The organism is Pseudoalteromonas sp. Isolate3, from assembly GCF_022398505.1.
Lineage (GTDB): Bacteria > Pseudomonadota > Gammaproteobacteria > Enterobacterales > Alteromonadaceae > Pseudoalteromonas > Pseudoalteromonas apostichopi.
The window spans coordinates 1-23,304 of the sequence record NZ_JAKEVN010000068.1 but is presented as its reverse complement, the minus strand read 5'-3'; the positions used below and the strand labels follow the sequence as shown (position 1 = coordinate 23,304).

The 23,304-nt window shown below is 41.8% G+C and carries 27 protein-coding genes and 1 tRNA gene; 19 read left to right on the top strand and 9 right to left on the bottom strand.

All coding sequences use genetic code 11. The annotated features are described in order from the left end of the window. Positions 1-103: 103 nt before the first annotated feature. From L1D46_RS13515 to alr, 10 genes are all read left to right on the top strand, one after another. A complete protein-coding gene (locus L1D46_RS13515) occupies positions 104-535 on the top strand; it encodes a type IV pilin protein (RefSeq protein WP_233786784.1) in 432 nt (143 codons plus the stop codon). A gap of 5 nt (positions 536-540) precedes the next feature. Then, the gene (locus L1D46_RS13510) at positions 541-993 is read left to right on the top strand and encodes a GspH/FimT family pseudopilin (protein WP_239977672.1); all 453 of its coding nucleotides are present in this window, start codon (positions 541-543) and stop codon (positions 991-993) included. Further along, positions 990-1,391, top strand: coding sequence for a prepilin-type N-terminal cleavage/methylation domain-containing protein (locus L1D46_RS13505; RefSeq protein WP_130049750.1), 402 nt, complete (start codon positions 990-992; stop codon positions 1,389-1,391). Before L1D46_RS13510 ends, L1D46_RS13505 begins: the two co-directional genes overlap by 4 nt. Next, positions 1,388-1,912, top strand: coding sequence for a prepilin-type N-terminal cleavage/methylation domain-containing protein (locus L1D46_RS13500; RefSeq protein ID WP_233786785.1), 525 nt, complete (start codon positions 1,388-1,390; stop codon positions 1,910-1,912). The genes L1D46_RS13505 and L1D46_RS13500 overlap by 4 nt, the downstream gene beginning before the upstream one ends. Then, positions 1,905-3,653 carry a PilX N-terminal domain-containing pilus assembly protein gene (locus tag L1D46_RS13495; protein ID WP_239977671.1) on the top strand — a complete coding sequence of 583 codons (1,749 nt, stop codon included), beginning with the start codon at positions 1,905-1,907 and terminating at the stop codon, positions 3,651-3,653. The genes L1D46_RS13500 and L1D46_RS13495 overlap by 8 nt, the downstream gene beginning before the upstream one ends. A 156-nt stretch (positions 3,654-3,809) precedes the next feature. Then, a complete protein-coding gene (locus L1D46_RS13490) occupies positions 3,810-4,361 on the top strand; it encodes a sigma-70 family RNA polymerase sigma factor (protein WP_167659157.1) in 552 nt (183 codons plus the stop codon). Continuing rightward, on the top strand, positions 4,348-4,833 hold the full coding sequence (locus L1D46_RS13485; RefSeq protein ID WP_239977670.1) for a hypothetical protein: 486 nt from the start codon (positions 4,348-4,350) through the stop codon (positions 4,831-4,833). The genes L1D46_RS13490 and L1D46_RS13485 overlap by 14 nt, the downstream gene beginning before the upstream one ends. Positions 4,834-4,844: 11 nt before the next feature. Then, positions 4,845-5,786: a DUF4097 family beta strand repeat-containing protein gene (locus tag L1D46_RS13480; protein ID WP_130049747.1), complete on the top strand. Its 942-nt coding sequence runs from the start codon at positions 4,845-4,847 to the stop codon at positions 5,784-5,786. A gap of 265 nt (positions 5,787-6,051) precedes the next feature. Further along, positions 6,052-7,431 (top strand): replicative DNA helicase, encoded by a 1,380-nt coding sequence (dnaB, locus tag L1D46_RS13475; protein WP_130049746.1) that lies wholly within the window; start codon positions 6,052-6,054, stop codon positions 7,429-7,431. Beyond that, on the top strand, positions 7,431-8,510 hold the full coding sequence (gene alr / locus L1D46_RS13470; protein WP_130049745.1) for an alanine racemase: 1,080 nt from the start codon (positions 7,431-7,433) through the stop codon (positions 8,508-8,510). Before dnaB ends, alr begins: the two co-directional genes overlap by 1 nt. 5 nt (positions 8,511-8,515) lie before the next feature. Here the strand turns inward: alr and L1D46_RS13465 are convergent, their stop codons facing one another. Then, on the bottom strand, positions 8,516-8,755 hold the full coding sequence (locus L1D46_RS13465; RefSeq protein ID WP_062567354.1) for a DUF2960 domain-containing protein: 240 nt from the start codon (positions 8,753-8,755) through the stop codon (positions 8,516-8,518). 115 nt (positions 8,756-8,870) lie between these two features. Here L1D46_RS13465 and L1D46_RS13460 point away from each other — a divergent pair, with 115 nt between their 5' ends. The 3 genes from L1D46_RS13460 to L1D46_RS13450 are packed head-to-tail and all read left to right on the top strand — an operon-like array spanning position 8,871 to position 10,579. Next, positions 8,871-9,128, top strand: a complete 258-nt coding sequence (locus L1D46_RS13460) for a YkoF family thiamine/hydroxymethylpyrimidine-binding protein (protein WP_054563401.1) — start codon at positions 8,871-8,873, stop codon at positions 9,126-9,128. A gap of 20 nt (positions 9,129-9,148) precedes the next feature. Next, positions 9,149-9,772, top strand: coding sequence for a nicotinamide riboside transporter PnuC (pnuC, locus tag L1D46_RS13455; protein ID WP_130049744.1), 624 nt, complete (start codon positions 9,149-9,151; stop codon positions 9,770-9,772). Then, complete coding sequence (locus tag L1D46_RS13450) at positions 9,773-10,579, top strand: phosphotransferase (RefSeq protein WP_239977669.1); 807 nt, start codon at positions 9,773-9,775, stop codon at positions 10,577-10,579. It abuts the gene before it with no gap. Here L1D46_RS13450 and L1D46_RS13445 read toward each other — a convergent pair. Next, positions 10,576-10,758: a helix-turn-helix domain-containing protein gene (locus L1D46_RS13445; RefSeq protein WP_054563404.1), complete on the bottom strand. Its 183-nt coding sequence runs from the start codon at positions 10,756-10,758 to the stop codon at positions 10,576-10,578. The two genes, L1D46_RS13450 and L1D46_RS13445, sit on opposite strands and share 4 nt — an antisense overlap. A gap of 219 nt (positions 10,759-10,977) precedes the next feature. On the opposite strand from L1D46_RS13445, the gene L1D46_RS13440 reads away from it, so the two are divergent. Continuing rightward, positions 10,978-11,052: transfer RNA gene (locus L1D46_RS13440), tRNA-Arg, on the top strand. A 278-nt stretch (positions 11,053-11,330) separates the two neighbouring features. Here the strand turns inward: L1D46_RS13440 and zntB are convergent. Beyond that, on the bottom strand, positions 11,331-12,302 hold the full coding sequence (gene zntB, locus L1D46_RS13435) for a zinc transporter ZntB (protein ID WP_130049741.1): 972 nt from the start codon (positions 12,300-12,302) through the stop codon (positions 11,331-11,333). Between the two features lie 148 nt (positions 12,303-12,450). On the opposite strand from zntB, the gene L1D46_RS13430 reads away from it, so the two are divergent. From L1D46_RS13430 to L1D46_RS13420, 3 genes are read left to right on the top strand one after another with little or no spacing between them, the layout of a single operon-like run. Then, the gene (locus L1D46_RS13430; RefSeq protein WP_130049740.1) at positions 12,451-12,873 is read left to right on the top strand and encodes an ATP-dependent zinc protease; all 423 of its coding nucleotides are present in this window, start codon (positions 12,451-12,453) and stop codon (positions 12,871-12,873) included. A gap of 58 nt (positions 12,874-12,931) precedes the next feature. Continuing rightward, positions 12,932-13,837, top strand: a complete 906-nt coding sequence (gene rimK, locus L1D46_RS13425; protein WP_062567363.1) for a 30S ribosomal protein S6--L-glutamate ligase — start codon at positions 12,932-12,934, stop codon at positions 13,835-13,837. Positions 13,838-13,870: 33 nt separating this feature from the next. After that, on the top strand, positions 13,871-14,929 hold the full coding sequence (locus L1D46_RS13420) for a succinylglutamate desuccinylase/aspartoacylase family protein (RefSeq protein WP_130049739.1): 1,059 nt from the start codon (positions 13,871-13,873) through the stop codon (positions 14,927-14,929). Positions 14,930-14,968: 39 nt separating this feature from the next. Here the strand turns inward: L1D46_RS13420 and L1D46_RS13415 are convergent, their stop codons facing one another. The 4 genes from L1D46_RS13415 to recQ form a co-directional block, all read right to left on the bottom strand. After that, positions 14,969-15,529 (bottom strand): mechanosensitive ion channel domain-containing protein, encoded by a 561-nt coding sequence (locus tag L1D46_RS13415; protein ID WP_105174932.1) that lies wholly within the window; start codon positions 15,527-15,529, stop codon positions 14,969-14,971. Positions 15,530-15,594: 65 nt separating this feature from the next. Next, positions 15,595-17,310 carry a BamA/TamA family outer membrane protein gene (locus L1D46_RS13410; protein ID WP_239977668.1) on the bottom strand — a complete coding sequence of 572 codons (1,716 nt, stop codon included), beginning with the start codon at positions 17,308-17,310 and terminating at the stop codon, positions 15,595-15,597. A gap of 67 nt (positions 17,311-17,377) precedes the next feature. Then, entirely contained in the window at positions 17,378-17,674 is a 297-nt protein-coding gene (locus L1D46_RS13405) for a DUF3630 family protein (protein ID WP_130049737.1), read from the bottom strand. 7 nt (positions 17,675-17,681) lie between these two features. Next, positions 17,682-19,505, bottom strand: coding sequence for a DNA helicase RecQ (gene recQ, locus L1D46_RS13400; protein ID WP_239977667.1), 1,824 nt, complete (start codon positions 19,503-19,505; stop codon positions 17,682-17,684). Positions 19,506-19,730: 225 nt separating this feature from the next. Here recQ and rarD point away from each other — a divergent pair, with 225 nt between their 5' ends. Continuing rightward, positions 19,731-20,654, top strand: a complete 924-nt coding sequence (gene rarD, locus L1D46_RS13395; protein ID WP_239977673.1) for an EamA family transporter RarD — start codon at positions 19,731-19,733, stop codon at positions 20,652-20,654. A 2-nt stretch (positions 20,655-20,656) separates the two neighbouring features. Here the strand turns inward: rarD and L1D46_RS13390 are convergent, their stop codons facing one another. After that, positions 20,657-21,892, bottom strand: a complete 1,236-nt coding sequence (locus tag L1D46_RS13390; protein WP_167659153.1) for a diguanylate cyclase — start codon at positions 21,890-21,892, stop codon at positions 20,657-20,659. 78 nt (positions 21,893-21,970) lie between these two features. After that, on the bottom strand, positions 21,971-22,345 hold the full coding sequence (locus L1D46_RS13385; RefSeq protein ID WP_130049734.1) for a DUF413 domain-containing protein: 375 nt from the start codon (positions 22,343-22,345) through the stop codon (positions 21,971-21,973). Between the two features lie 90 nt (positions 22,346-22,435). Between L1D46_RS13385 and L1D46_RS13380 the strand changes: the two genes are divergently transcribed. After that, positions 22,436-23,290: a LysR family transcriptional regulator gene (locus L1D46_RS13380; protein WP_054554216.1), complete on the top strand. Its 855-nt coding sequence runs from the start codon at positions 22,436-22,438 to the stop codon at positions 23,288-23,290. Positions 23,291-23,304: the final 14 nt, after the last annotated feature.

Below are 23,304 nucleotides of genomic sequence, written 5' to 3'. Positions count from 1 at the left end.
TCTTATTAGTATAATCGGATGAGTAAGAGTAAATTGGTTAAAATTGACACTGACAACGCTGTCATTTATATTGTGCTGGTTAAAAAGTAGTAAGGAGTTGAAGTTGAGAAGTTCATTATTACCATATGGAAAGGGTAAACAAACTGGCTTTACATTAGTAGAAATTCTTATTGTTATCGCTATTTTGGGCATTCTGTATAGCGTAGCACTGCCTGCTTACACTGAGCATATGCAACGTAGTCGCCGCGCAGATATTCAACAAGAGTTATTGCAATACAGTGCCAGTCTTGAGCGTATTTATTCACGAAATGGCGGCTACCCCAATGCATTTTCAACCCAAAATACTGATTACTACACCTTTACCTATACAGCAACTGACAAAGTATCAGGTGCTGTAAGCGACTTTAAAAATCGTGGCTACAGTTTAAAAGCCTCTCCTAAATCGGGTTCGGCGCAAGCAAGTGATCGCTGTGGTGACTTAACCATTAAACATGATGGTAGTTACAACGCTTCATTTAGTGATTGCTGGGAGTAACTAAGTTGCGTCGAATTGCAGGGTTTACCTTAATCGAGTTAATGGTTGTGCTAAGTGTTATTGGCATTATGGCAGCCCTTGCTTTTCCGTCATTTAGTCAACAGATCTTGCAAGATCGCGTTGTAACTACTGCAAATCAATTAAATAGTGTCTATAAGTTTGCACGCAGTGAAGCGGTAAAGCGTGACAAACCTATTAACCTAGTTGTTAGCAATAAGAACTGGCAAGTGACCCTCAATGAGGGCGGGGCAGACACGATTTTGAAAGAATTTTCGATCACTAAAAGCGGTGTTACTGTCAACTTGGTGGCACTGGCTATTAGCGCCAGTGGCGAAGTCGATAAACAAACTGAAATTTTAGTTAAAGATGAGCACACAAATACCACAGATTACATAATGTGTGTGCTTAAAAGTGGTCAAAACTGGTTAGTTGAAAGTTCACAGCGAGGATGTGCATGAATAAGCAGGCAGGCTTTTCATTATTAGAGGTGATGATTTCAGTGGTGATTGCTGGAATCGCATTATTAGGGTTGGCTGCTGCGCAGCTAAAATCGCTGCAATATGCAACCAATAGCTTTAATTACACCGTGTCACTCATTCAAGGCCAAAATACTATTGAGCGTTTGTGGCCGCGCATTTGTGAAATTCAAAAAACTAATACCGCACTTTTTCAAGACGCGACTTTTAGAGCTTCGCTAGCACCACAAGTCAGTGATTATCAACTGACTATCCCAGCTAATTACAGTGATGATATGCAAATTAATGTCGCTTGGGTTGATAAGCGCATGACAGACAGTGCAGAAAATCAAATTAGTCTAAATGCCAGTTTCCCAGACTTAACGGCTGTATGCTCATGAATAAACGCGCTCAGGGCTTTACTTTAGTTGAACTTATGGTGGCATTGGCTGCAGGCGCTTTTTTACTAGCTGGAGTGAGTTTGTCTTACTCGGCGATTAAAAGCACTGTTGAAGTGAGTAAAGAACTCGAAAACGCCCAAGAGGTGATTCGCTATACCAGTAAAGTATTCAATCGTAGCATTAAGCAAACTCAGTTAGCTCCGATCATAAGTGCTGATAAAAGCACGATTACTATTACTCAGCCTAGTGGTGTTATTGCCTGTGATGGCTCTGCGACAACAGCGCAAGTGATTGAGGTCTATAGCTTAAATGGTAGTAATTTAATGTGTTCACTCGATGGCGCTGCTGCTGAGCGATTACTCACAGGTATCGAAACTTTATCATTTGATATCGCTGGTGAGCTTGTCACAGTAACTGTGAAGCCAAATGATTTACCTGCGCAATTTGGCAATGGCATCAATATTGATATTGCTCTAACAAATGTAATATTAGTTAAAGCATACGGAGCAGGTAGTGTATAAAAAGCAAGGTGGTTTTACTCTAATTACAGTTTTGATCTTGACCAGTATGGCTAGTATCGTGGTGCTTAGTTCGCTGCGCGAGAACGTCGTTCAAGAGCGCTTAAGTGGTAACTTTCAAAAGAAATTAAATAGTCGCTTATTGGCTGAAAAAGGTGTTTTTGAACAAGCTAAGTTATTACAACAAACCTTGGATGAGGAAGGTGTATTAGCGGTTGAAGATTTGATCAGTAAAACCAGTCATGCATCTGGTTCAGGTGTTATCGCTGATGATGCAATTTTTAATGCAAGTTTAAGTCAAAATGCTGCAGGTGAGCTAGAAATTGCAAGCCTAGGACAACGATTTGATGGCGATGCACAAAGTAACTTAGTTGCTCGTTTTGCAGTGCAAGGCGCGAAGGGAAGTTCGATTTTCACGAATGCTATGGTGGGTTGTAAAGGGGTTAACTTGTCTGGCAGTGGCAGTATCGACAGCTATGACTCTAGCAAAGGCACTTACGAAGAAACTAAGTCAAATGATGGCGATGTTTCAACGATTGCTGGCGATTCAGATGTGGTGCTATCGGGTCATTCACCGATAAAAGGCGATGTTAAAGCGACCGGGGTGATCTACTTAAATGGTTCATCACCGATTATTGGTAACATCCATTCAAATACCGGTGTTTATATTTCTCCAGGCAGCGGTTTACGTGTTGACGGTAATGTATATACCCGAGGTTATTATACGCATCGTGGCGGGACAGTTTCGGGGGTAGTGCGAGCGAATGGTGATGCAAAAATGCAGTGGTCAACATTCATCACGAATAGCCAAGCTGAAGCGTTAGATATTATGTATGGTGGCTCAGGCGATTTTAAAGATACCTACAATAATCAACAGGATGGTGTGCACTACAGTGACAGCAAGTTTAATGTAAACCCGAATGTTGAACCGATAACCGTTGCTGACCCAACTGCGCCAGATTATGACCCTACAAACCCAGATACGAGTTGTGATCCTTTGATATTGCCAGAGAAAATGGCAGACATCACGGATCAAGTGAGCAGTTATAGTTCTGTTGCTATAGGCCCTACGCAACAATTTAAGCTAAATACCGAAAAGGGTTATTACAGTAGTGGTGGTAGCCAAGTTATTTTACCAAGCCTTGCTGATATTTTCTTGTTTAACTCTAAAGCTCAGAACCAAGCCAATGGTAGTAATAGCAAAGAGTATATTTTTTCACTTGATAGACTCAAGATGACCAGTGACGGCAAAATGGAAGTGTCTGGTGGTGATGTTATTTTACTGATTGATGGTGACTTTTCGATGGAAGGGGACACCAGTCTAACAATAAAAAAAGATAGCAGCTTAACGGTGTTATTAACCGGAAAAGTAAATATTGGTGCAGGCGCAAAAGTAATTACTGAGCAAGAAGGGCTAACCACCAGTGGTCATCCTTCGTTATCATTCTACTCATCATTTAATGGTGTAAATGGTGTACAATTTAGCGGCGCTGCTAATTTATATGCGGCTATTTATGCGCCTTTGACTACGGTGAAATTGTCAGGTAGTGGTGAGTTGTTTGGTAGTGTACGTGGCTCAACAATTACCGCATCGGGGGGCAGTGGCGCTCATTATGATGCTGGTCTATTACAAGTACAAAATGGTGGTACACCAGCCTCTCCAGCACGCATCGTATTTTTAGGTTGGAGCTATAAAACCACAGAAACAACCGAAGAAGAAAGCGAATCATCAACCACTGAATAAACAATACTGTACTTGTACTGATAGGGTCTGTAGACCCTTCAGCATGAAAACATATTAAAACTACAAAAAAATTTAATTTCATTTAAACCTTTTGAATCCCTCCTTACGTCTAATACACTAAATTCACAACAATAATCATAAAGGACAACATCCAGGATGTTGATAGATGCAGAACAAGCGTTCGCCCAGCAAAGTGAGCATGCCTTGATAGAGCGCGTAAAAAGCGGTGATCAAGCTGCTTATGCAACACTTTATGAGTTGCATGTGAAGCGGGTTTATAGTCTTTGTTTGCGATTGCTTGCAGATAAAGAGCACGCAGAAGATGCAACACAAGAAGTGTTTGTACAGTTGTGGCACAAAATCGCGAACTTTGATGGACGCTCACAGTTTTCGACTTGGTTACATAGTGTTACCAGCAATATTGCGATTAGCTACATTCGCAAACATAAAAGCTGGTTTCAAAAAGTAGTGAGTTTTGAACAAAGCGGTATGGATGAACAAAGTGCCGAAGATTGCGGCGGCTTTAACGGCCTCGACAAATTAGTACTGAGACTACCTGAGCGAGCACGTATGGTTTTTGTGCTTCATGCGATCGAAGGCTATCGCCATGAAGAGATAGCAAGCATGCTTGATATGGCTGTAGGTTCAAGTAAGTCGCAATTTCACCGTGCAAGGCAGTTATTAAAAGAGTGGTATGAAAATGAGTAAGCCAGAATTTGAACAATTTTTAAATGACTCGCTTAACCAGCAGCAAGATATTAGCCCTGATAAAGATCTTTGGCCGGGAATTGAGCGAGCAATTGCAAGGCCGCAAACACAGCAAGCTGATAAGCCAACGCATGGTTGGAATAAACTCGCTGCTGTTGCCGCTTGCTGTATTGCAGCCCTTTTGACTGTGCAGCTTTTTGTTGGCCAAGGCGAGTCAAACAGCATGATGGCAATGAGCGATTATTTTACTAAGCAAAAGCAAGGTTTGTTGGTGCAGTATCAAAATCAACCAGCTTTAACCGACAACTGGCAGCAACAACTAAAAGAGTTAGAAGAAGCCGAAAGTGCCATTAAGCAAGCACTTGAGAATGAACCTGAAAACCCAGCTTTATTACAAATGCTGTCGCAGGTTTATCAGCAACAACTGGACTTAATTAACAAGGTGCATGCACCGAAGTGGCAAACGATTTAGGAGTGACAATTATGAAATTACTAGCCTTAACTTTAGGATTACTGCCACTGATGGCAATGGCAGGACAAACCATTAATGAACAAATTGATGTACCTGCAAATAAACGCATTTTTATTGAAAACCAACGTGGTGATGTACGCATTGAAGGGTGGGATAAACCACAACTTAAAATCGAAGGTGAGCTTGACGATAAAGCACAAGGCTATCGTTTAGATGTAGAAGGCAGCCGTGTTGAATTTATCGTAAAAATGCCGCGTAACTTAGGTGGCTGGAATAGCGGTGACGGCTCTCGATTGACCATTTATATGCCAAAAAGCAGTGAGCTTGAATTTGCGGGTGTGAATGTAACGGTCAGTGCCAAAGAACTTGAAGCGGGCGCAGAGATTGATACTGTTAACGGCGATATTACAGTACAAGATATTAGCGGCAACATGAGCTTTGAAACGGTAAATGGGGACGTAAATGCCCATGACCTGAATGGTGATATTCGCTTTGAAACTGTGAATGGCGAAATTAATGATAAAAACTCGCAAGGTGCTTTACGCTTTACCGCGGTGAATGGTGACATTAAGTCAAAGACCAAAGCGCAAGATGTTCGTCTTGAGAACGTAAATGGTGATATTGACTTTGCTTTTGATGCGATTAAAAAACTGCGTATTAATACGGTAAACGGTGAGGCCGAAGTTCACATTAATAAGCTACTTGATGATGCTAATATTCGTTTTGAGTCGGTTAGTGGTGATGCTGAATTTTACTTCCCTGCTAATGTGTCAGCAAAGTTTGAAATTGAAGCTCACGCTAATGGTAAAATAGTCAATGAACTGAGTGACGACAAAGCAACAAAAGCGAAGTATGGCCCATCAAGCGACTTAGAATTTAGTATTAACGGTGGGGATGCTGATATCGAAATGGATACGATTAGCGGACGCATTGAACTTCGTAAACAGAAATAACGATTAGAGTTACAATAAAGCGGGAAGACTTCCCGCTTATACCAATCGTGTTAAGTTATTGGTCTTAAATAGCGACAGATAAATGAAGTGATAACAAGGCAGAAATTTTGACATGTAGTTACTCTACTTTAGACATTTCTAACGCAGTTAACGCTTTATTTAGCACGCTAGAATGACCAAATATTTAAGTCGATTGGTATTTACTATTTGCACAGCCTTAGCAAGTCGATAGAATAGAGCCATTCAATTTTAGTTTTGTGAAGTTATGGCCAAACCAGATAAGCAAGTCGATACGTTAAAAGTCCCTCCTCATTCAATAGAAGCTGAGCAATCTGTTTTAGGTGGTTTAATGCTTGATAATCAAGCGTTTGACCGTGTTGCTGAGTTAGTGGTTGCCCAGGATTTTTATACCCGCACTCATAAGCTGATTTTTGAAGCTATGGTAAGCCTTGCTGAAGGCGGTGATCCAATCGATTTGATCACTATTTCTGAGAGTCTTGAGAAAAATAACCAGTTAAGTAGTGTTGGTGGTTTTGCCTACCTTGCTGAAATAGCCAAGAATACGCCAAGTGCAGCAAATATTGATGCCTACGCGAATATCGTGCGTGAGCGTGCTGTTATTCGAGAAATGATTGGTGTTGCCAATGAAATTGCCGAAGCGGGTTTTAGCCCTGAAGGGCGAAATAGCCATGACCTGCTTGATTTTGCTGAAAGTAAAGTATTTAAAATTGCGGAGCAGCGTACTAAAAGTACCGAAGGCCCACAAAACTTACATAGTATTTTAGAAAAAACCGTTGATAAAATTGAAGAGCTTTACCAGTCGCCGCAAGATGGTGTAACTGGTGTGAGTACAGGCTACACCGACCTAGATAAAATGACAGCGGGTATGCAGCCTTCAGATCTTATTATTGTGGCGGCACGTCCATCGATGGGTAAAACTACCTTTGCGATGAACTTGGCTGAACATGCTGCTATGACGCAAGATAAGCCTGTACTTATTTACTCACTAGAGATGCCATCAGAGCAAATTATGATGAGGATGCTGGCATCGCTAGGTCGCATTAACCAAACTAAAGTTCGTACAGGTCAGCTTGATGATGACGATTGGGCGCGTCTATCCTCAACCATGGGCTTGTTGATGGAAAAAGGTAAGATGTATGTCGATGATGCATCGGGCCTAACACCAACGGATGTGCGCTCTCGTGCTCGTCGTATTGCTCGCGATCATGGCGGTATTAGCATGATCATGGTCGACTACCTACAGTTAATGCGTGTTCCAAGTTTGTCAGATAATCGTACGTTAGAAATTGCTGAAATCTCACGTTCATTAAAAGCACTAGCAAAAGAGCTGCAGTGTCCGGTTATTGCACTGTCTCAGCTTAACCGTACCCTAGAGCAACGTGCCGATAAACGTCCAATCAACTCCGACTTACGTGAATCAGGCTCAATCGAGCAGGATGCCGACTTAATCATGTTTATTTACCGTGATGAAGTTTATAACGAAGATAGTGCTGAAAAAGGTGTGGCAGAAATCATCATAGGTAAGCAGCGTAACGGTCCAATCGGTAAAGTACGCTTAACTTTCCAAGGCCAATTCTCGCGTTTTGATAACTACGCGGGCCCAGCTATGGACGACGAATATTAATGCGCCTAGCCATTGCCGAAATCAACCTACAAGCGCTTGCTCATAACTTAGCGCAGGTGAAGCGCTTTGCGCCCGGTTGCAAAGTAATGGCGGTGCTAAAAGCTAATGCATATGGCCATGGTTTAGTTAAAATTGCCCAATACCTAAATGATGCAGACGCATTTGCAGTCGCACGTATTGACGAAGCGTTAGCGCTGCGTGCCGGTGGGCTGACAAAACCTATTGTATTGCTTGAAGGTTTTTTTCATAAAGATGATTTACCTATCTTGCTTGCTAATAACTTTCAAACCATCATTCACGATGAAAATCAGCTCGCAACGCTTGAAAACACAGCTCTTGATGCACCTATTGCTTGCTGGTTAAAAGTTAATACTGGCATGCATCGCCTTGGTATTGCACCATCACAATTTGAGTCTTTCTACAGCCGTTTAAAAGCAAGCTCGAATGCCCGTGATGATATTAAACTAATGACCCATTTCTCTTGTGCCGATGACATCAATGATGAAAAGACAGCTCAGCAAATTGCTTTATTTGACTCATTAGCTGATGGCAAAAGCGAGCAGCATTGTCTTGCAAATTCAGCGGGAATTATTGCTTGGCCAAAAGGGCATGGCGAGTGGGTACGCCCTGGGTTGATGTTGTATGGTGTATCACCAATGCTAAATAGCATTGGTCAACAGCATGGTTTAGAGCCGGTTATGCGCTTAACTACGCGTGTTATAGCAATACGCGATGTCGATGCTAATCAATGTGTTGGTTATGGTGGTCGTTGGCATAGCGATAAACCCACTAAGCTTGCTGTGGTCGCGATGGGTTATGGTGATGGTTATCCACGTCATGCTGAGCAAGGCACACCAGTGGTTATTAAATCACAACGCTATGGCATTGTTGGTAGTGTGGCGATGGATATGATCACGGTGGATATTGGTGATAACAGCGACAACATCAAAGTCGGTGATGAAGTGATCATGTGGGGGCCAGAGCTTCCCGTTGAAGAGATTGCCCAGTGTGCGACAACCATTCCTTACGAGTTACTGTGTAATATCACCCCACGAGTAAGCTACGAGTATCAAGAGTAAGTTTGTTACTCTTTAATAAAATACACGTCACTGAACCCCATTCGTGCGAATTCTTGGTCACGAAAGTTACGTACTGCTGAAGAGCCTTTTGAAGTCATTTCTACTTGCTGCTCCATCTTTAAATAGTTGGTTAAATCAATGCCTTCAGCTGCAGCGATCGCATGGTACATATCTCGGTATTTATCTTTTGCAAAATTGATTTCGCGAGGCTGGTTTTTAAATTTGTAAGTGATGCGGCGTGCCATAATGAATCCTCAATGTTTATCGCGGCTGATTTTACACTAAAAAATAGCCATAGCCATGACTTGTTAGTATAAGCGGGTTACAATGCAATACTTTTCAAAGACTCGGTAAATCATAATGAAACTTTCAGTAGAGATCAGTAAGTACCCACTACATCAAGACTACATTCCGTTTATCAAAGGTTTTATTGACCGCGTAAACAGTTACGAAGGTCTTAAAGTGATCACCAATACCTTATCAACTCAGATTTTCGGTGATTATGATTTAGTGATGTCTGTACTTAATACTGAAATCAAACGTTCTTATGAAGAGTTTGGTAAAGCTATTTTTGTCTGTAAATTCTTGCATGGTGACTTGTCGCCTAGCGAAGACTAAAATCTAAAGTAGCGCGTGTTATGGAATTTTTGAGCGAAACCTTCTCTGGCTTTACTGCCATGTCGCATTGGGAATATATTGCCGTTGCATTGTCGATGGCGTACTTACTTTTAGCGATTAAAGAAAGCTTATGGTGTTGGCCAGCCGCGTTTGTTAGCACCTTTATTTATACCGTAATGTACTGGAATGGCGCACTGTTAATGGAGTCGCTACTGAATTTTTATTATATGTATATGGCAGTGTATGGTTGGGTGGTTTGGCGTCGGGGTATAAACAATAAAGATCAACTGCCCATTATTTCATGGTCTTTAAAGCGTCATGCAGTGATTTTGTTTGCAACCTCTGTGGCCTCAGTTGCTATTGGTTTCGTGATGACCAATTACACTCACGCTGATTTTGCCTATTTAGATAGCTTTACTACGTGCTTTGCGGTGGTGACGACTTATCTTGTTGCTAAGAAGGTACTGGAAAACTGGTTGTACTGGATTGTGATTGATGCAGCGTCCATGTATTTATACTTTGAAAAAGGGTATTACCCAACCTTAGTACTTTTCGTGTTTTACACCATTATGGCCGCGTGGGGCTTTAAAACATGGTATGAAGAGTACGAGCAGCATCAGGCTAAACCGCTTGCACAGTTATAGATGAAAACTGAGCAACAAATTCACGCGCTTTTTACGCGCTTCAACTCAAATTTAGTTATTACCTCAATCAGTCCGCTGGTTGAGGGGCTAAGCAATGACAACTACTTGGTAAAAACATCAAATCAAGCTTTCTTGGTTAAGCATTATCGAGACCACTGGCCGGCGATTGGTCTTGCTGCGCAAGCCCATTTTGCAAAGCAAAGTTGCTGCCCAGCACCACTTTGGTTAGAACAAGCAACCGATACTGTTATTTTCGAATACGTGGCAGGGAACATTGCCAGCGGTGAATTTTGTAATAGCTTACTACCCGATTTAGTTAATTTACATCGTTACCCTGTGCTTACCGAGCAGATGGATATTGCGTACGAAATTAACTACTACCAGCAAACACCTCGGTACCAGCAACATGCTGAGTTAATTAGGCAGTCACTGGCTTATATTGATGGTGCACCTAAAGACATGGGCTTTTGTCATAATGATTTAGTGAAAGAAAATATCATTGTGAATGAATCGGGTATGTTTTTAATCGACTTTGAATATGCCAAAAGTAACGATGTTTATTTTGATTTGGCTGCGCTGGTGGTGAGCTTTACGTTAAATGATGAGCAGCAACTAGCGTTGCTTAAACGCTATCAAGCGTTAGTGTGCGACCATCACGCGTTTAACTTATCAGTTGAAAAGCTGGCAGCGTTTCATGCGCTGTTTTTACTTTTATGTATTTGTTGGTATGAACAACGTGGAGCGGTGGATAAAGTGGCGCCACTGCTTACACAGCTTAACCACTTCATAGAAAAAGTTAAAAATTAAAGACCGCCAATTCGCTCGGCAAGTTCTTTATATTTTTTTACGTCTTCTGGATCAAACAAAGGTTCACCTTTGTCATCTTGTGATTTCGAGATCAGTAAATGTTCGCGAGCAAGACGTTTTACGCGTTCGACTTTTACACCTAAAAACTCCGCGACTTGCTCTGTAGACATTAAACTCATGATCAAATTCCCCTTACATGGCTATACAGCCACCTTGTTATTAATTTTATTAAGTATACGTTAATACCTTGGTTCTGCACGAAAGTGAAGTGTTTTAATGCAAATTGCTGAATTTATGTGCATATAAAGGTCTCGATGCTAGCATTTAGGGCAAGATGCCATTATCATTGCCGGGTTGTCATGCTGATATCGCGAGTTAGCATTGGCGACGACAAATGTGCTCTCGTGGTGAAATGGATATCACGTGGCCCTCCGGAGGCTAAGTTGCAGGTTCGATCCCTGCCGAGAGCGCCATTTGCTCTTCACTTTAATATCTTCTAAGCTCGATTTATTCCTTAAGCAATCTCAAAAAGCCAATGACTTATCAACCCATCGCCTGTGGTGAATACGATAAATACGAATTATGGTGCATGCATAAGTCCCTATTACGAATTTCCTTAGTATCTGGTGAACCGTTAGAGGGAAAGGCTGAGAATCTTAAAATAATTAACCCAGAGGGCGAGCACTTAATTTTGAGCACAAAAAAAGGCGAACATGCCGTTCGCCTTGATTTAATTAAAAAGGTTGTCGAGCTATAGCCATTTCTTATTTTTAAAGTAAATGCCAATCCCTACGGTAAGCACCACCAAGAAAATAATAAACAAACTAAATGCATAAGGGCTTTCAGTGCCCGGAATACCACCTACGTTTACACCCAGTAAACCTGTTAAGAAGCCGAGTGGTAAAAATAGTGCTGCAACCACCGACATTACATACATACGTTGATTTAGTTGCTCAGACACTTGGCTTGTAATTGCTTGTTGAATAATTTGCGCACGTTCAATTGAGCTATCTAGCTCTTCTAAGTAACGGATCAACATATTGGTTGTTTCGTTTAAGCGTGCCTTATCGTCTTCATCTAACCACTTATACTTATTGTTTAATAAAGTGATAAGAGCTTCTTTTTGTGGTCTTAAATAACGTTTTAACGCGATTGTCTGGCGGCGTATTTGTGCTAATGATTGATGATCAAAGCCTTTATTAGGTTCGTCAATTTCATCTTCAAAGCCATCGAGTGTGTCATCTAAACTGTCAATAACAGCTTGCATACGCGACGTTAGGTTTTGCGCCAATTGGCAAACTAATTCAGAGATTGAACATGGGCCATTGCTGCCATCGAACGACTCAACAACATCTTGCACCGATAATAAACGGCGCTTACGCGTTGTGATCACGATGTTTTCGTTAATGAATAAGCGTAACGAGACCATGTCTTCTGGGCTTTGCGCAGGGTTTAAGTTAACCCCACGCAAAAATAGCATATTACCATGAGTGACTTTGCTTAAACGTGGACGTGTCTCATCAGCAATCAGGGACTCAAGCTCGAAATCTGTTAATAAGTTACTCTGCTCAAGCCATTCAACGGCCTCAGCTTGGCTATAGTCCATGTGCACCCAAAGTTTTCCGTGTTCAGGTTGCCAATTTTGCAGCTCAGTACTATTTTCAATAGCACGTGCACCGCCTTGTTCGTCTAAAATTAAGACATGAAGTAACCCATTGATCATATTGAACTCTCGTTTTACAAATAGTGCGATATAGTTGATGATAGTTTAGCCTACGTCAATTAAATCGACTTATCGAGTGGATAAATATATTTCGTTGGTGTTTCTAGCTCCGTAGCGTATAAGACACTTTTTTAAAGAGGGCACATTAATGAGCGCAAAAATTATTGTTGGCTGGCGAGAATGGCTTGGTCTGCCTGAACTGGGAATCGAAAAAATCAAAGCAAAAGTTGATACCGGAGCAAGAACCTCATGTATTCATGCTTTTGACATTGAGGAATTTTCAGAAAATGGCGAAGCATGGGTGAAATTTTCTACCCATCCTCTACAAGACGATGTAGAAACAACGGTAGAGTGTCGCGCCAAAGTAGTTGAGCGTAAGTATGTGACCAGTTCAAGCGGTCAGCGTGAGCTACGCTACTTTATTGAAACAAAATTAGTCGCAGGAACCCAAAGCTGGCCTGTAAGGGTGACTTTAAGTAACCGTTCAACAATGAAGTTTAGAATGTTGTTAGGGCGTACAGCAATGGAAAATCGCATAGTCGTTGATCCGGCTTTATCTCATTTATTATAGGAAAAGGACTTATCACACGTCGCGACGTGTATGAGTTTATCAGTTAAGGTTTTAACTTATGAAACTTGGTATTTTATCTCGCAACCAAAATTTGTATTCAACACGTCGCTTAATTGAAGCTGCAGAGCAGCGCGGCCATGAAGTGAAAGTAATTGATGCACTTCGTTGTTATATGAACATCAATTCAGAGCAGCCAGAAATTCATTACCGTGGTGAAAATTTAAAAGATTTTGATGCTATCGTGCCGCGTATTGGTTCGTCAGTGACCTTTTATGGCTGTGCGGTATTACGTCAGTTTGAAATGATGGGTGTATTCCCTGTCAATGAATCAGTGGCGATCACTCGCTCACGCGATAAGTTACGTTCACTACAGCTACTTTCGCGTAAAGGTGTAGGTATGCCAGTGACAGGCTTTGCAAGTAAACCAGATGATGTAAAAGACTTACTAAGTATGGTTGGTGGCACGCCAGTGGTAATTAAGCTACTTGAAGGTACCCAAGGTATCGGTGTGGTATTAGCTGAAACACGCAAAGCTGCAGAAAGTGTAATTGAAGCGTTTATGGGCTTAAAAGCCAATATTATGGTGCAAGAGTACATCAAAGAAGCGGGCGGTGCTGACATTCGCTGCTTCGTATTAGGCGATAAAGTAATTGCCGCGATGAAGCGTCAAGCGCAAGAAGGTGAGTTCCGTTCTAACTTACACCGTGGTGGTAGTGCGACGTTAGTGCGTATTACTCCAGAAGAAAGAAAAACAGCGGTTGCAGCAGCAAAAGCGATGGGTTTAAACGTAGCGGGTGTTGATTTACTTCGCTCTGCACGTGGTCCGTTGGTCATGGAAGTAAACTCATCACCAGGCCTTGAAGGTATTGAAGTTGCAACCGGTAAAGACATTGCAGGCATGATTGTCGAGTTTATTGAAAAAACAGCGGCATCAAAAAGAACAGCAACTCGTGGTAAAGGTTAAGTAATATAAGCGCTCTATTAAAAGGAAAAGTGCGTGGCTAAGGTTAAGAAAAATACACCGTTTTCAATTTTAGGTGATACGGTGGGTGTTGGCGAACGTAAAACATTTGCGATTGAAGCTGCCAAGCTTTACACCCACTCGCCGCTAAATATTCCAATTGAAGTCGTCAATGGTGTGCAGCAAGGGCCTGTATTAATGGTATGTGCTGCAATTCACGGTGATGAGCTCAATGGTGTTGAGGTTGTTAGGCAGTTGCTTGCTAAAATCGACCCAGAGCAATTGCGCGGTACTATTATTGCGGTACCGATTGTGAATGTGTTTGGCTTTATTCACAAGTCACGCTATTTACCAGACCGCCGTGACATGAACCGCAGTTTTCCGGGCTCAACACGAGGCTCGTTAGCAGGGCGAATGGCGAATGCATTTTTTACTCAGGTGGCAATGCATTGTACGCATATTATTGATTTGCACACAGGTGCAATTCACCGAACTAACTTGCCGCAAATTCGCGCTAATTTGAGTGACCCTGCAACGGCTGCGATGGCAAAAGCTTTTGGCACGCCAGCGGTGATTGATGCGTCACTTCGTAATGGTTCATTACGCAGTGAAGCGGCCAATTTAGGAATACCCGTTATTACCTATGAAGCCGGCGAAGCGCTACGCTTTGACCCAATTGCAATTGCTGCAGGTGTGCAAGGTGTTGACTATGTGATGCGCCATTTAAAAATGGTGCGCGGCAAGCGAGCTAAAAAGCTGCCAGAACCGGTAATTGCAAGCTCAACAAGTTGGATACGTGCCGAAGTTGACGGTATTGTTCGTGCACAGGTATCACTGGGTGAGCGAGTAATGAAAGGGCAGGTACTTGCCTATATAAGCAGCCCACTTGGTGATGCTGAGCTTGAGTTACTGGCGCCACGCAGTGGTATCGTAATAGGTCAGCAAACCATGCCGCTTGTCAACGAGGGAGATGCCGTGTTCCACCTTGCTTACTTTGCTCATGCAAACAGCTTAGTTGAGCAACAACTCGAAAACTTTATTGATGAAATAAGCGATATTGAAGACGAGTTAAAAACGGCAGAGTTAAATAACTAGCCGTTTAATCAAAATATTAAAAAGCCGCAATCGCGGCTTTTATTTTTTTGGCCCTAAAATACGTTTTATGGTTGGCGCTTTAGTTGCCGTAGGTGGGTTTTTTAACACCATCACAGGGCGGGTAACAAAGATGTTGTTTGGGTAAATCACTTTGTGGCCATCAACATGCTCAAGCACTACGTTCATCAAGCCCATTTCGATAATGCGGCCTTCTAAGAAGTTTGCACCGTCAATCACTCTCACCCAAAAGCCAACCCGACAGTCGTTTTGAATAAACATGAGTAAGAAAGCTGTTAGGTTACTCAGCAACGACCAGGCAGCAAAAAGCGCGACACCCAGCATGGCAAAAATTGATGAACCTAGTACTAACAAGCCGCGCAGTTCTATACCCCAAAAAACCAAGACTAAACACAGCATGACAATAGCAAGAATGATATTGAGCAACAGCTCGGCACGGTATTCACGATGCGGATCAGCTTTGCCTTTAATTGCTTTTAAAAGCAGTTTTTTAGTGGTTTTACGCAGTAGCGGGTAGAGCAAGATCGCAATGATAGTTACGATTAAGTGGTATTGCTCATTAAAGAATTCGACGAAGTCCAAAAGGGATCCTAAGTTAAATATTTTTCATATCGATTCTAGCTTTTTAGCTTAACAATAACACTACCTTAAAAGGTATTTTTAACTGTTACTAGCCATTGCACTGAGTCAATATCGTCATCTTGTTTATTAATTGGTGCGGCAATATCTAGGTGAATAACAGTACCGGCATTTGCTCTACTTGGTGCTAATCGCAAACCTACACCCACATTTTGTAGCACGCCTCCATTCGTGCCATTATCTTTGTCGTTATACCAAGCTCTACCAATATCATAGAACGCGGCACCACCAACTTTGAACAATTGTAATAAGTCATACTCCCAGTAGTAGCGCTTCTCTAAAGTCACTAAAAAGCTACGGTCGCCTACTTGGTAGTCTAGCGGGTAACCACGTAGGCCGTTCTCACCACCAATAGTAAGCTGTTTATCAGCAGTGAGGTTTTCTGCATATTGTAAGCGTACTTTGGCGTACCAGCTTTGTCTAAGTGTGGTATTTAGGTAGTATTGTAGTTGCGTGCTGGCAAACAGGTTTTCGACGTCATCGGTTTCTTCATTCCAGTAGCCATCAAGGTCTGCCTTAAAACGCCATAACTGGTTGTCTCCAGAGTAATGCGCTTTTGATAACGATAACGAATAAATAGTGCGGCTGGCATCGTCGCTAAAATCTTTACTTGAATAACCTAATAAAGCATGAATATTCCAACCGAGGTTTAAATCTTCTGTACGGTAGATGCTATCGAAGTTTCTCACCTTAACGTAATGATCTTCAAACCATTGGCCACTAATGTAGGGGTAACTCAGGGTACGGTCTTCAGCAATTGGGAAGCGCGTGAATGGCGTTTCTTTAAAGGTTTCTTCGCGGTTTTCGATGCCAAGCTTAATACGTTGAGTCCAGCTATTACCAAGTTGTGATGAGTGACCAAAGTAAGCGCGGTTTAATACCGTTTTTTGTTCAAACTCATTGACCACATCACCTCGGTAATAAAGTGACTCTCGACGTTGATCTGAGTAACTTGTAACACCGTAACTGTATGGCGTATCTATTGAGAAAAACGGGTAGCTTACATCGAGGTAATGACGCTTACCGTCGTCGTTATCTGAGTATTCAAAACGGCCTTGGTACCGGCTCGAGAAAATATGCGGATCGTCATAAACAAATAGGTAACCTGTTCGGTCTGCATCACGGGTGCGACTAAACGAGACCCGCTTACCCCAGCCCAAAAAGTTAGATTCACGAAACCCGATACTCGACTCATTTTCTCCGCCACTGCGGCTAAAGCTTATTTCTGGTAATAAGGTCCACAGATCGCGAGTAATTACTTTTACATGTACGTTGCCATCACAATCAAGCTTTGCGTTGATACGTGCATCATATAGATAACCTTGTTTACGCAGCAATCGCTCAGACTCTAGCAATTTACGTGGGTTATACACATCACCTTCTTCGAACAATAAAACGCTGTGTATTACATTAGGTTCCGTAGTCATGTGAGCCCGATTGGCAAAGCGGAATAAAAAGTTATTTTCTTCTTCAAGCTCAGTGTTAAAGACGTTTAGTTGTTCAAGTTCAATGGAGACTATTTTACGGTTATGAGCAGCATCGGGGAGTGGGTTGTCGGCATCGAGCTGGCGGCGTAAGTTATTATCTTGTGATTTAAGTGTGCGTTGGTTTTGACAATAATTACTATCGTCAGTAAATAACTGCTCTGCATGAACATTTGCTGCTATGCAGATTGGTAATAGTGTTATTAACCTAGCAACAAAGTGCGACTTCTTAAATCCCATTTACACCCTTAGTTGAGTATGTCCTATACAACTACTACATACTAAGCGAGGTAAAAAGTCTAGCTTATTATTGTAATTGCGCGACTAAATACTGATGAAGTTGTGGTAAAGCTGCACTGGCTTCTATGCCCTCAGCATTAATCCAAATACTTTCACTGTAATGTTCAAAGTTTAGATTAAAACTATGATCTGTAAAGTGAAAGCGTAATTGATGACGATCAGCGCCAGCATCAAAATCAGCGGTTGTTATTGCAGGAGCGTGTAAGAAAAGCGTAGCCCAAAGTTCAAAGTCTTCGTCGTGTGGCAGCTCATTCGACGTTACGAGAATAATTTCATGCTCGGCATCATACGTTAGTTCAGTCATAGCAGTCCTAATTAGCGGCAAGATAGTCGCGAATGGTATTTAAAAATGGTGCGCCGTACTTATTTAGTTTAGTAAAACCAACTCCCGATACCTTTAAAAACTCACTGTCGTTGGTTGGCATTAACTGCGCCATTTCTGCAAGGGTTTTATCATTGAATACCACATAAGGTGGCACATCATCAGCATCTGCCAACTCTTTACGTAAGGCGCGTAATTTAGCAAACAGCTTTTTGTCGTAATTAAACTGAGCGAGTTTATCTTGGTATACATGTTTCGCCTGTAATCGAGGCTCAGCAAGTTGCAGTGCATATTCACTTTTAAGAACCGCACGGGCGGCTTCTGTTAAGCGTAATGAAGAACCTTGGGTAATGTCTTGGCTTAATAATCCTTGATGGATGAGTTGCCTTAAAATACTGAGCCAAAATTCCACACTGTGCTCTTTTCCTATGCCATAAGTACTAAGCTGGTGGTGATTGTTATCACGAATGCGGCTAGTGTTTGCGCCGCGCAGCAGCTCAACGATATAACCAATCCCAAACCGTTGCTCAGCACGATACACACACGACAAAGCTTGTTGTGCGACAAGTGTGCCATCAAAGCTAGTGGGTGGGTTTAAGCAAATGTCACAGTTGCCACAGGTTTCGCGCTTATATTCACTAAAATAATTGAGCAAAATTTGTCTACGGCATGTTTGCGCTTCCGCAAAGCTGGCCATAGCATTAAAGCGCTGTTCTTCAACACGACGACGTTGTTCGTCTTCGATATCTTCAAAAAAGCGGCGTACGCGGCCTATGTCTGCCGGGTCAAAATACATAATGGCTTCTGCAGCCAAACCATCACGACCAGCACGACCGGTTTCTTGGTAATAAGCTTCGATACTTTTTGGAATATCGTAATGCACCACAAAACGTACGTTAGGTTTATTAATTCCCATGCCAAAGGCAACAGTTGCAACCACAATTTGAATATCGTCACGGGCAAAGCCTGATTGCACAAATTGGCGTTGCTCGTTACTCATACCTGCATGGTAGGCTGCGGCATTAAATCCTGCATCAGCAAGTTTTTCGGCTACATCATCAACCCGTTTACGGCTGGTGCAATAAATAATACCACTTTGATTTTGCTGTTCTTTTAAATAACGAAGTAGTTGCACCATAGGTTTGAATTTTTCTTCTATGGTGTAACGAATGTTAGGTCTATCGAAGCTACCAGTATGCACGTAAGGGTGGTTAAGCTGAAGTTGTTCAATAATATCGTAACGGGTTGCTTTATCTGCCGTTGCTGTAAGTGCCATCATAGGCACATGTGTAAAGCGTTGCTTTAATTCGTTGAGTCTACAGTAATGCGGTCTAAAGTCATGACCCCAATGCGACACACAGTGAGCTTCATCAATCGCAAAGAGTGCGAGTTTTAAATGACTTAAACGCTCTAAAAATTCGTGTTGCAGTACTTTTTCAGGTGCTACATACAATAGCTTAATTTGCCCGTAGTGCAATTGTTGATAGACAACTTGTTGCTCTTCAAAAGGCAGGCTGTTATTGATGTATGCCGCTTGTACGCCGAGTGCTCTTAGTTGGGCTACTTGGTCTTGCATCAAGGAAATAAGCGGCGAGATAACCACAGTCACACCATCGAGGATCAAAGCAGGCACTTGATAGCACAATGATTTGCCCCCACCAGTTGGTAGGAGTACAAGCGAGTCTTGTCCGTCTAGCGCAGCGGCTATAATCGCTTCTTGGCCATCACGAAAATCCTTGTAACCAAACACTTGTTTGAGTACGGCTTGTGGTGATCGAACGGGTGTGTTGGACGTTGCGGTATTGGTATTCATCGCCGAGCATTTTAGTGGTTTTTTATTGCGATGTCTTTAGCAATATACCCAAACGACCTTAAAATGCAGAATTCAGCGTTTCACAGGTGCTTAATATCAAGGCGTTACTTTGCAACAATGGCAGTCCCTTTTAAGAAGTAAATACATGGGTTTATTTAGCGCGTTTTGGTTGCGTCACTGCTGAGGGGGCGTAAAATGGCGTTTTTAAACTATAAAGCCAAACTTATGCCTACCAATATTGAGCAGCGAAAAGGCGTTATTTTCGCTTGTTTAGCCTTTTTTATGTGGGGTCTTGCGCCCATTTACTTTAAGTTTCTACAGCAGATTTCTGCTTTTGAAATCTTAATGCACCGTGTTATTTGGTCGGTGTTGTTTTTACTTCTTATCATTGCTGCTCGTCATCAATGGCAGCGTATTCGTGTGGTTCTTGGACAGCCTAAATTACTGTTGATGTTGGTGATAACAGCAAGCTTACTAGGCTTTAACTGGGGCTTATTTATTTGGGCAGTGAACAATAATCATATGCTTGATGCCAGTTTAGGTTATTACATAAATCCATTACTCAATGTGTTATTGGGTATGTTGTTTTTAGGAGAGCGACTGCGTAAATGGCAAGGTGTTGCGGTATGTCTAGCGCTTTGTGGTGTGTTACTTCAGCTGGTGAGCTTTGGTTCATTCCCTGTAGTTGCTTTCTCGCTGGCTAGCTCGTTTGCTATTTATGGTCTACTACGTAAAAAGTTACCAATCGAGTCATTACCAGGGTTATTGCTCGAAGCGCTTATTTTATTACCTGTTGCACTTATTTATTGGTGGTTGATGGCGCCATCAGCAAGCTCTGATTTAACTGCAAATGATTGGCACATTAACTTATTACTCATTAGTGCGGGTGTGGTGACAACTTTACCACTGTTATGTTTTACCGGTGCCGCAAAGCGCCTGCAATACAGTACGCTTGGCTTCTTTCAGTACATAGGCCCAAGTTTAATGTTTATGCTTGCCGTGGCGTTTTACGGTGAAGTATTTGATGCTGAGCGTGTGGTGACTTTTGCGTGTATTTGGAGTGCTTTAGCATTATTCAGCTGGGATTCGTATCGTCAAAGTCGAAAGCAACGCAAAGCGCAATTAGAAGCAGTGACTAAGCCTGTATAGGCTTAGCTTACTAGTTTGTTGCGGCCAGAGTCTTTTGCTTGATAAAGCTTTAAATCGGCCTGTTTTATTAGTTCATCCAAACTATAAATGGGCCCATTATGAAAACCAATCGACAGCGTAAACTTGATGTGGTCTTTGCTAAATTCAGAGCTGTGTTTTTCGACAAACAAACGGAATTTTTCTAAACGCTGTAACGATTCTTGTGGATCTTGATCCGCAAAGTACACCGCAAATTCTTCACCACCGAAGCGGCCTACTAAATTATCTCCAAAATACTTCGCCATACATTGTGATAAACCTTTAAGTACTTCATCACCTGCATCATGACCATAGTTATCGTTAATTGATTTAAAGTGGTCAATATCAATCATGGCTAAAGAGACTGAGGTATCTGACATTTTTGCAGCTTTTAGGTGATTGTTTGCTTCACCGAAGAAATAGCGGCGATTAGGGAGTTTAGTGAGGTAATCAGTGTTTGCCTGCAAACGAATTGTTTTAATGTTTTCAAGCATGTCGACGTTTTGGCTTAGCCGACAATAGAACTCTTCATTATTAAATGGCTTGCGAAGGTAATCGTCAGCGCCAGATTTTAAAAAGCGCGTTGATAAATGCAGAGTATCGAGTGCAGAAATGCCGATTATGGCTTTTTCATCGTTAGAATATAAACGGCGAATTTCAACACAGAGCTCATCCCCATTCATATTCGGCATTTCGTTATCGGTAATGATCACCGATATTTTTGGGTTTTCAGCCAGTACTTTTAAAGCATCAACACCATCAACAGCTTCAATGGTTTGGTATTTGTGACGAGTTAATAAGTTACAAATATGGTGGCGTGTTGCCGCTGAATCATCGACCACTAATACCAATATTTGCTCATTACGAGGTAAACGAGCGAGTTGTTTTTCTAGGTATTGGTAGGCTTGTTTATTTTCTTTGGTGATGTAATCAATGATGGGATGTTTTTCAACGATATTACGTGTTGTTTCGTCAAGATTGCCGGTCATTACAATGGTGGGAATGTCGGCAGCGATAGTACAGGGGACTGCTTCTCCGGTTGGTGCGTCAGGCAGAATAAAGTCTACTACTGCACAAAAGTAACTGTGCTTGCTAATAAGCTCTTTTGCCTCAGCTAAGTTACCAGCAATGTCGGCTTCATAGCCAACTTTTTGCGCGATGTGCTTTTGCACTCGCGCAATGGTTGGCGTATCTTCAATTATTAATATTCTTCGAGTCACAACTTGCCTTGAAATAACTTACTGGCGAAACAAAAGTTATTACAAGTTTTAACCCTAAAAGGGTAAAAAAGCAAATTGTTATAGGCTATCTGACTCAGAATAATATTCAACACTTTGTGTTGTTGGGCTCGCAATACGAGAGCGCCCAAATAAGGTATGAAACTTAGTTTTGCAGGTTGTTTGTTTAAGGTATTTGATCCAAGCGCGCTCAATTGGATTGGTTGCTTCAAGGTTACCGGTAACAACTTGTACAAATTGAGTTTGAAATTCATTTTGTGGTTCTAGGGTTTTGTTGTATAAACCCTTTAGAACAACACCATGCTGCTCGAGAATGTCGGCTTCTAGCAAAGTGAAGTGACCACTACGACCAAAACCGCGTGGGAAATTTTGATCATCATAGAATTGACGTTGGCTTGCAAATGCTTGACGAAGTGATGAAATGTCATTGCTCATGGCTTTATCCTCATGCCCTATTTTCTTGCTGGAGTATGGATCAAGTTGTCGATTTTATTAAACAAATTATTTTTATCGTAAGGGTAAAAAATGGATATCGATTTATTGAAGACTTTTGTTGAAGTGGTACGTACGCGCCATTTCGGTAAAGCAGCTGAAAATTTATATATTACACAGTCTGCGGTAAGTTTTCGGATCCGACAATTAGAGCAAGGTTTAGGCGTTAACTTATTTATTCGTCAACGAAACAACATTCAGTTAACGGCACCGGGTGAGCGATTACTGCCACACGCACAAATGATCATAACGGGGATGCAACGAGCAAAAGTTGATGTGGCGCTTGCTGATAATATGCATAAGCAAATTAGTTTAGCGGGCACACCTAATATATGGGATGCTTTTTTGCAGTTTGGTATTACAAACATTGTTTCTGCTATGCCGGGTGTATCGCTAGTCGCTGAAGTAAAAGCACAGCAAGAGAGTACTCGCTTATTGCTTGAACGTACATTAGATCTAGCGGTATTATTTGATCCCCCTAAAGTTGATGAGCTGGTTGTTCAACGAATTTGTGAACTCCCTATTATTCCTGTGAGCGCTTTTGAAACTGCAAACAGCGAAAACTTTTTCGATAATCAATATGTTTATGTTGATTGGGGAACAACCTTTTCGTTATGGCATGCCCGAGAGTTTAATGGCCATGCTCCCCCTTATTTCAGAACCAGCACCGGGCGTATTGCACTCGATTTAATATTAAAATGCGGCGGCAGTGCCTTCATTCCACAATTATTAGTCGAAGAGCAGCTTAAATCTGGTGAGCTTTATCATGTTGAAGATGTTGCACATACCTCGCGAGATGTATTTGTTGCTTACCACAGAGATAATGAACAAACCCCTCTATTAGAGAAATTAGTGACATTATTAACTGAGCTGCAAATAAAGGCTTAAAATTAATTTAACTT

Coding starts and splice junctions, on each gene's coding strand:
- L1D46_RS13505 (WP_130049750.1), top strand. CDS start 990: ATGAATAAGCAGGCAGGCTTTTCATTATTAGAGGTGATGATTTCAGTG.
- L1D46_RS13500 (WP_233786785.1), top strand. CDS start 1,388: ATGAATAAACGCGCTCAGGGCTTTACTTTAGTTGAACTTATGGTGGCA.
- L1D46_RS13490 (WP_167659157.1), top strand. CDS start 3,810: ATGTTGATAGATGCAGAACAAGCGTTCGCCCAGCAAAGTGAGCATGCC.
- L1D46_RS13485 (WP_239977670.1), top strand. CDS start 4,348: ATGAAAATGAGTAAGCCAGAATTTGAACAATTTTTAAATGACTCGCTT.
- L1D46_RS13480 (WP_130049747.1), top strand. CDS start 4,845: ATGAAATTACTAGCCTTAACTTTAGGATTACTGCCACTGATGGCAATG.
- dnaB (WP_130049746.1), top strand. CDS start 6,052: ATGGCCAAACCAGATAAGCAAGTCGATACGTTAAAAGTCCCTCCTCAT.
- alr (WP_130049745.1), top strand. CDS start 7,431: ATGCGCCTAGCCATTGCCGAAATCAACCTACAAGCGCTTGCTCATAAC.
- L1D46_RS13465 (WP_062567354.1), bottom strand. CDS start 8,755: ATGGCACGCCGCATCACTTACAAATTTAAAAACCAGCCTCGCGAAATC.
- L1D46_RS13460 (WP_054563401.1), top strand. CDS start 8,871: ATGAAACTTTCAGTAGAGATCAGTAAGTACCCACTACATCAAGACTAC.
- pnuC (WP_130049744.1), top strand. CDS start 9,149: ATGGAATTTTTGAGCGAAACCTTCTCTGGCTTTACTGCCATGTCGCAT.
- L1D46_RS13450 (WP_239977669.1), top strand. CDS start 9,773: ATGAAAACTGAGCAACAAATTCACGCGCTTTTTACGCGCTTCAACTCA.
- L1D46_RS13445 (WP_054563404.1), bottom strand. CDS start 10,758: ATGAGTTTAATGTCTACAGAGCAAGTCGCGGAGTTTTTAGGTGTAAAA.
- zntB (WP_130049741.1), bottom strand. CDS start 12,302: ATGATCAATGGGTTACTTCATGTCTTAATTTTAGACGAACAAGGCGGT.
- L1D46_RS13430 (WP_130049740.1), top strand. CDS start 12,451: ATGAGCGCAAAAATTATTGTTGGCTGGCGAGAATGGCTTGGTCTGCCT.
- rimK (WP_062567363.1), top strand. CDS start 12,932: ATGAAACTTGGTATTTTATCTCGCAACCAAAATTTGTATTCAACACGT.
- L1D46_RS13410 (WP_239977668.1), bottom strand. CDS start 17,310: ATGGGATTTAAGAAGTCGCACTTTGTTGCTAGGTTAATAACACTATTA.
- L1D46_RS13405 (WP_130049737.1), bottom strand. CDS start 17,674: ATGACTGAACTAACGTATGATGCCGAGCATGAAATTATTCTCGTAACG.
- recQ (WP_239977667.1), bottom strand. CDS start 19,505: ATGAATACCAATACCGCAACGTCCAACACACCCGTTCGATCACCACAA.
- rarD (WP_239977673.1), top strand. CDS start 19,731: ATGCCTACCAATATTGAGCAGCGAAAAGGCGTTATTTTCGCTTGTTTA.
- L1D46_RS13385 (WP_130049734.1), bottom strand. CDS start 22,345: ATGAGCAATGACATTTCATCACTTCGTCAAGCATTTGCAAGCCAACGT.
- L1D46_RS13380 (WP_054554216.1), top strand. CDS start 22,436: ATGGATATCGATTTATTGAAGACTTTTGTTGAAGTGGTACGTACGCGC.